This window comes from Dactylosporangium sp. NPDC005572 (assembly GCF_040605515.1).
Lineage (GTDB): Bacteria > Actinomycetota > Actinomycetes > Mycobacteriales > Micromonosporaceae > Dactylosporangium.
Window position 1 is genome coordinate 20,236 of record NZ_JBEXCY010000161.1, and the last position, 6,289, is coordinate 26,524.

A 6,289-nucleotide genomic window follows, 5' to 3' on the forward strand; every position below is an offset into this window, starting at 1 on the left:
GCATGTGGTCGGTCGACCGACCCGGCAGTGGCTCTATCCGGTGGACCGGCCGGGTGGGAGCGGTTGCCGTCGGTCGACCGACCGAGCGCCAGCGCTTCCCGCGGTCGGTCGACTGACCGAGTGGGCGTGGTTGCTTCCGGTCGGTCGACTGACCGAGTGGGAGCAGTCGCATGTGGTCGGTCGACCGACCGAATGGCCGCGCTTGCAGCCGGTCGGTCGACCGACCGACCGAACGAATGAGCGAACGAACGAACGTGACACGTACGGAGGCCGGTCCGCCGTGGGCCGGGTGAGGAAGGTGGTTGCCGTGGCGGATTCCGACGTCCGTGCCGAGCCGGCCCTGGAGCGATCCGACGGAGTGCTCCTGAGCAAGGTGGTCGGCGCGACCCTCGTAGTGACGCTCAACCGGCCGCGCCGGGCCAACGCGCTCGACGACGAGCTCATGGACGCCCTCGCCGGGCTGTGGGAGCAGGCCGCCCACAGCAGAGCGCTGCGGGCCATCGTCCTCACCGGTGCCGGGAACGCCTTCTGTTCCGGGGCCGATGCCGGGATGCTCGCGAAACCCCGGACCAAGGAGGGCGACACCGCCGCCGACGAGCTGGACTTCCTGCCGGGGCCGCGGGTCGAGCTGCCCCTCATCGTCGCCGTCAACGGGGCCTGCGCCGGCGGCGGGCTGCACTTCGTCGCCGACGCTGACATCTGTATCGCCTCGACCAGCGCGCGGTTCGTCGATCCGCACGTCAGCGTCGGGCAGGTCTCCGCCCTCGAACCGCTCCAGCTGCGCCTGCGGATGCGGGCCGACGTCCTGCGCCGCATGGTGCTGCTCGGGCGGCACGAGGTGCTCGACGCCGACGCCGCCGAGCGGGCCGGGCTCGTCTCCGAGGTGGTCGCACCCGACGTGCTGCTCGGGAGGGCGATGCAATTGGCCGAAGCGGTCGGCGCCAACTCGCCGGAAGCGGTGCGGCTCAGCCGGCGGGTGCTGCGCACCTTCGAGGACCGCCTCATCGCCACCGACCTCGACCTCGGCTGGGAGCTGATCCGCCGGCACCGCGCCCACCCCGACGCCACCGAAGGACCCGCCGCCTTCCTCGCCAAGCGCGACCCCGAGTGGGTGTCCCGGTGAGGCCGCCGCAGCGCGTCCTCGACGGCTGGCGGGCCGCCGGCTTCCACACCGACGAGCGCATCGGGTACCTCCTGGAGCACCGCGCCGCCGCCTGGCCCGACCGCCCGGCCGTCATCACCGCCACCGGCGAGACCACGTTCCGGACCCTCGCCGCCCGGTCCGCCGCCGTCGCCCGGACCCTGCTCGACGCCGGCGTCGCGAAGGGCGACGCGGTGTGCTGGTCGCTGCCGACCGGGCCCGACGCCGTCGCCGTCGCCGCGGCGCTGTGGCGGATCGGCGCGCTCAGCTGCCCGATCGTGCCGCTGTACGGGCAGCGGGAGATCGCCGTCGTGCTCGGCCAGATGCGCCCGGCCGCCGTCATCGTCGACGGCACCGACCCGCGGCGCGACAACCCGGACGTGTTCGGTGAGGCCCTGCGCGACGTCGGGCACGAGCCGGCCGCCCGGCTGCTCACCGCCGGCACCGCCGCCGGCTGGCGGGACGCCTTCGGCGCCGGCACCGGCGCCGTCGGAGACGGCGTCCAGCCCGCACGGCCCGAGGAGGCGTGCCTGGTGCTGTTCACCAGCGGCACCGAGTCGGAGGCCAAGGGCGTCCTGCACTCGGTCGCGGGGCTGCAGCACGAGCTGCGCACGACGATCACCGAGTGGGGCCTGACGTTCCGCGACCGCATGGTCATGGCCTCGCCGATGACCCACATCACCGGGCTGCTCCAGGGGTTCATGATCCCGGCCCGGATCGGCGCCGCCGCCGTGCTCATGGAGCGCTGGGACGCCGAGGCCTGCGTCGACCTGGTCGACCGGACCGGCGCCACGTACATGGCGGGGGCGACGCCGTTCCTGCGCGAGCTGCTGGCCGCGTACGGCGGCCGGGACCGCTCGCCGCTGGTGCAGTACTGCTGCGGCGGGGCCGCCGTCCCGCCGGCTCTGGTGCGGGCCGCGCAGGACCTGGGCATCGCCGCGTACCGGATCTGGGGCATGACCGAGCTGCCCACCGCCACCACCGCCAACGAGCTCGACCCGCTCGACCACCGCGCCGAGACCGACGGCCGGCCCGCCCCCGGCGTCGAGGTGCGGGTGGTGGAGAACGACCAGGACGTCGCGCCGGGCGAAGTGGGGGAGCTGCTGCTGCGCGCCCCCGAGCAGATGCTCGGCTACGTGCGCGCCGAGCTGGACGCGCGGGCGTTCGCGCCGGGCGGCTGGCTGCGCACCGGCGACCTGGGGTCGCTCGCCGCCGACGGGCAGGTGCGCGTGCAGGGCCGCCTCAAGGACATCATCAACCGCGGTGGTGAGAAGTTCAGCACCCGGGAGATCGAGCAGGCCCTGGAGACGCACCCGGACATCGACGTCGCGGCGGTGGTGGCGGTACCCGGTGGACGGCTCGACGAGCGCATCGGCGCCGTCGTCGTCTCCCGCCGTACCGACTGGACCCTGGAGGAGCTGGGCCGCACGGTCACCGGCCAGGGCCTCGCCAAGCGCAAGCAGCCCGAGGTGTTCCGCGTGGTGCCGGCACTGCCGACGAACGCCACGGGCAAGATCAACAAGGCCGCCGTCGCGGCGCTGTTCCAGTGATGCGGCACAAGACCGTCGTCGTCACCGGCGCCGGGAAGGGGCTCGGCCGCGCGTACGCCCTGGCCTGCGCGGCAGCGGGCGCGAACGTGGTCGTCAACGACGTCGACGCCGATGCCGCCGCGGCGGTGGCCGAGGAGATCGGCGGCGTCGCCGAGCCGGGGTCGGTCGGGGACTGGTCCGTCGCGCAGCGGCTGGTGGCGACCGCGTGCCGGCGGTACGGGAGCATCGACGGGCTGGTGGCGAACGCCGGTGTCAACGAGCACCGCGCGCCCTGGGACGAGACCGAGGCCGGCCTGCGCCGCATCGCCGAGGTCAACGTCCTCGGCACGCAGTTCTGCGCCACCCACGCCATGCGGGCGATGCTGCGGCAGGGCACCGGCGGGTCGATCGTCACCGTCGTGTCCGGGGCGCGGTTCGGCATCCCCGGCATGAGCGCGTACGGCGCGTCGAAGGGGGCCGTGGCCGCGATGACCGCCGGCTGGGCCCTCGACGGCGCGCCGCACGGCATCCGGGTCAACGCCGTCTCGCCGCTCGCGCTCACCGACATGGCGGCGCTCGACGACCGGCCCGACCGGCCCTCGATGCGGCCGCCCGAGGAGGTGGCGCCGGTCGTGGTCGCCCTGCTCAGCGACGCCACGCTCGGGGTCAGCGGGCGGATCGTGCGGTACGACGGCGTGGAGCTGGGTGTGTACGGCCCGGCGGGCCTGGAGCGGCTCGGGACGGCCCGCGACGCGGGGACGATCGCCGCGCTGCTGCGGTGATCGCCTACGCTGCGGAGATGGCATCACCAGCGCGCCGCGCCGAGCTCGTCGACCAGCTCCGGGACCTGTTCCTGGCCAAGGGGTTCGCGGCGTTCAGCATCGGTGACCTGACCGACCACCTGCGCTGCTCCCGGACCACGCTCTACGCGGTCGCGCCGAGCAAGGAGCAGATCGTCCTGGCCGTGGTGCGCTCGTACTTCCGCGGCGCCGCCGAGCGCATCGAGGCCCGCGTCGCCGCCGCCGGCGGGCCGCACGAGCGCCTGGCGCTCTACCTCGACGCGGTCGCCGCCGAGCTCCAGCCGGTGTCGGCCGAGTTCTTCGCCGACCTGGCCGGCTTCGGCCCGGCCAACGACATCTACCAGGAGAACACCCGGTTCGCGGCGCGCCGGGTGCAGGGGCTCGTCGCCGAGGGCGTCGACGCGGGCGAGCTGCGCCCGGTCGACGCCCCGTTCGTCGGTGCCGCGGTCGCCCAGGTGATGGGCGCGATCCAGCGCGGCGAGATCCAGGCCGGCACGGGGCTGGACGCGGCCGAGGCCTACCGCCAGCTCGCCGACCTGATCCTCGGCAGCCTTACCGCGGCGCCATCCGCAGCGCGCCGTCCATCCGGATGACCTCGCCGTTGATGTAGTCGTGGCCGACGATGGCGAGGACCAGCTGCGCGTACTCGTCGGGGCGGGCCAGCCGCTTCGGGAACGGCACGCCGGCGGCCAGCCCGGCCCGGAACTCCTCGGAGACCGTGGCGAGCATGGGGGTGTCGACGATGCCGGGGGCGATGGTGTTGACCCGGATGCCGTACTGCGCGAGGTCGCGCGCCGCCGGCAGGTTCAGCCCGACCACGCCGCCCTTCGACGACGAGTAGGCGGCCTGGCCCACCTGGCCCTCGAACGCGGCGACCGACGCGGTGTTGATGATCACACCCCGCTGGCCGTCGCCGTCGGCCTCGGTCCTGGCGATCGCCTCGGCCGCGAGGGCGAGCACGTTGAACGTGCCGACGAGGTTGATCTGCACGATCTTCGCGTACAGCGCGAGGTCGTGCACGCCGGACTTGCCCAGGATGCGTGCCGACGGTCCGATCCCGGCGCAGTTGACCACGATCCGCAGCGGGGCGTCGCCGCCGGCCGCCGTGGCGACCGCCGCGCGCACCTGCTCGGGGTCGGTGACGTCCGCCGGGACGTAGGTCACGCCCGCGACCTCGGGCGCGGCCGCGATCGCGCCGGGCAGGTCCAGGCCGTAGACGGTCGCGCCGGCCTTGGCGAGCGCGGCGGCGGTGGCCCCGCCCAGTCCGGATCCCCCGCCGGTGACGATGGCCGCGGTGTTGCCGATGTGCATCAGACGTGCTTCCTCTCGACGAGCGCCGATGGGCGGCCCGCCGCCGCGCTGAGCGCCCGGCTGATGACCACCCGCTGGATCTGGTTCGTTCCCTCGAAGATCTGCATGACCTTCGCCTCGCGCATGTAGCGCTCCACCGGGAAGTCCCTGGTGTAACCGTAGCCGCCGAAGATCTGCACGGCGTCGGTGGTCACCCGCATTGCGTTGTCGGTCGCGACCAGCTTGGCGACCGCCGCCTCCTTGGCGTACGGCAGCCCCTCGTCCTTGAGCCGCGCCGCGTGCAGCAGCATCGCCCGGGCCGACTGCACGGCAGCCTCCATGTCGGCGAGCATGAAGGCCACGCCCTGGTGCTCGGCGATCGGCTTGCCGAACGTCTCCCGCTCCCGCGCGTACTCGGCGGCCCGGTCGAGCGCGCCCTGCGCGAGCCCGGTCGCCACGGCGGCGATGCCGAGCCGGCCGGCGTCGAGCCCGCTCAGCGCGATCCGCAGCCCCTCACCCTCCGCGCCGAGCCGCCGGCACTCCGGGATGCGCGCGCCGTCGAACCGCACGGTCGCGGTGGCCGACCCCATGAGGCCCATCTTGCGCTCGGGCGGGTCGACGACCAGCCCCGGCGTGTCCGCGGGGACCAGGAAGCAGGAGATGCCCTTGCGGTCGGCCGAGGTGCGGGCCATCACCTGGTAGAAGTCGGCGTACCCGCCGTGCGTGGTCCACGCCTTCGCGCCCGTGAGCACGTAGTCGCCGCCGTCGCGCACGGCCCGCGTGGTCATCGCGGCCGGGTCGGAGCCGGCCTGCGGCTCGCTCAGGCAGTACGCGCCGAGCAGGTCCCCGCCGAGCATCGCCGGCAGCCACTCGCGACGCTGCTCGTCGGTGCCGAACCGGGCGAGCCCGAAGCACGACAGCACGTGGACGCTCACCCCGACCCCGACGCTGGCCCACACCGACCCGAGCTCTTCGAGGACCTGGAGATAGGTTTCGTACCCCAGGCCGCCCCCGCCGTGCTCTTCTGGATACGGCAGGCTGAGCAGCCCGGCGGCGCCGAGCGTGCGGAAGACGTCGCGCGGGAACGCGCCCTCGGCCTCGGCCTGGTCGACGCGCGGCTCGAGCTCCTTGACGGCGATCTCCCGGACGAGCTTGACGAGCTCGACCCCATCGGCCGTGGGCAGCAGACGTGAAGCGGGCATGGCCAAACCCCCGACGTGCGTACTGGACTGAGTACTAAAGTATCAGTTCCAGTACTGCCTCGTCAGCACCCACGTGACCTACTTGAAGGCGAACAGCGGGGGGAAGACCAGGACGACCAGCCAGGCCCAGGCCGCGTACACCGGGAGGTAGGTGGTCTGCCAGCGCTCCAGGGCGGCGAACGGGCGGTGGCGGCGCAGGAAGCCCAGCAGCAGGTGGGCCGACCAGGCCAGGTTGGCCAGCAGGATCACGTTCTCGCCCAGCGCGGCCGCCTTGTTCGGGGTCGTGCCGTACTCGCTGATGCGGCCGGTGATCTCCAGCAGGACCAG

6 protein-coding genes and 1 pseudogene are annotated in these 6,289 nt (G+C 73.9%); 4 read left to right on the plus strand and 3 right to left on the minus strand.

Annotated elements, in window-relative coordinates:
- Positions 1-307 precede the first annotated feature (307 nt).
- From ABZS66_RS45375 to ABZS66_RS45390, 4 genes are read left to right on the plus strand one after another with little or no spacing between them, the layout of a single operon-like run.
- Entirely contained in the window at positions 308-1,123 is an 816-nt protein-coding gene (locus ABZS66_RS45375; RefSeq protein ID WP_354769182.1) for an enoyl-CoA hydratase-related protein, read from the plus strand.
- Positions 1,120-2,691 carry an AMP-binding protein gene (locus ABZS66_RS45380; RefSeq protein ID WP_354769184.1) on the plus strand — a complete coding sequence of 524 codons (1,572 nt, stop codon included), beginning with the start codon at positions 1,120-1,122 and terminating at the stop codon, positions 2,689-2,691. The genes ABZS66_RS45375 and ABZS66_RS45380 overlap by 4 nt, the downstream gene beginning before the upstream one ends.
- Positions 2,691-3,452: an SDR family oxidoreductase gene (locus ABZS66_RS45385; RefSeq protein ID WP_354769186.1), complete on the plus strand. Its 762-nt coding sequence runs from the start codon at positions 2,691-2,693 to the stop codon at positions 3,450-3,452. The genes ABZS66_RS45380 and ABZS66_RS45385 overlap by 1 nt, the downstream gene beginning before the upstream one ends.
- A 17-nt stretch (positions 3,453-3,469) precedes the next feature.
- Positions 3,470-4,063: a TetR/AcrR family transcriptional regulator gene (locus ABZS66_RS45390; RefSeq protein ID WP_354769188.1), complete on the plus strand. Its 594-nt coding sequence runs from the start codon at positions 3,470-3,472 to the stop codon at positions 4,061-4,063.
- On the opposite strand, the gene ABZS66_RS45395 is transcribed toward ABZS66_RS45390, so the two are convergent.
- The 3 genes and pseudogenes from ABZS66_RS45395 to ABZS66_RS45405 all read right to left on the minus strand — a co-directional run.
- Positions 4,023-4,781 (minus strand): SDR family NAD(P)-dependent oxidoreductase, encoded by a 759-nt coding sequence (locus ABZS66_RS45395; protein ID WP_354769190.1) that lies wholly within the window; start codon positions 4,779-4,781, stop codon positions 4,023-4,025. The two genes, ABZS66_RS45390 and ABZS66_RS45395, sit on opposite strands and share 41 nt — an antisense overlap.
- On the minus strand, positions 4,781-5,962 hold the full coding sequence (locus ABZS66_RS45400; RefSeq protein ID WP_354769192.1) for an acyl-CoA dehydrogenase family protein: 1,182 nt from the start codon (positions 5,960-5,962) through the stop codon (positions 4,781-4,783). The genes ABZS66_RS45395 and ABZS66_RS45400 overlap by 1 nt, the downstream gene beginning before the upstream one ends.
- Before the next feature lie 78 nt (positions 5,963-6,040).
- A pseudogene (locus ABZS66_RS45405) lies at positions 6,041-6,289 on the minus strand (hypothetical protein); the annotation flags it as partial.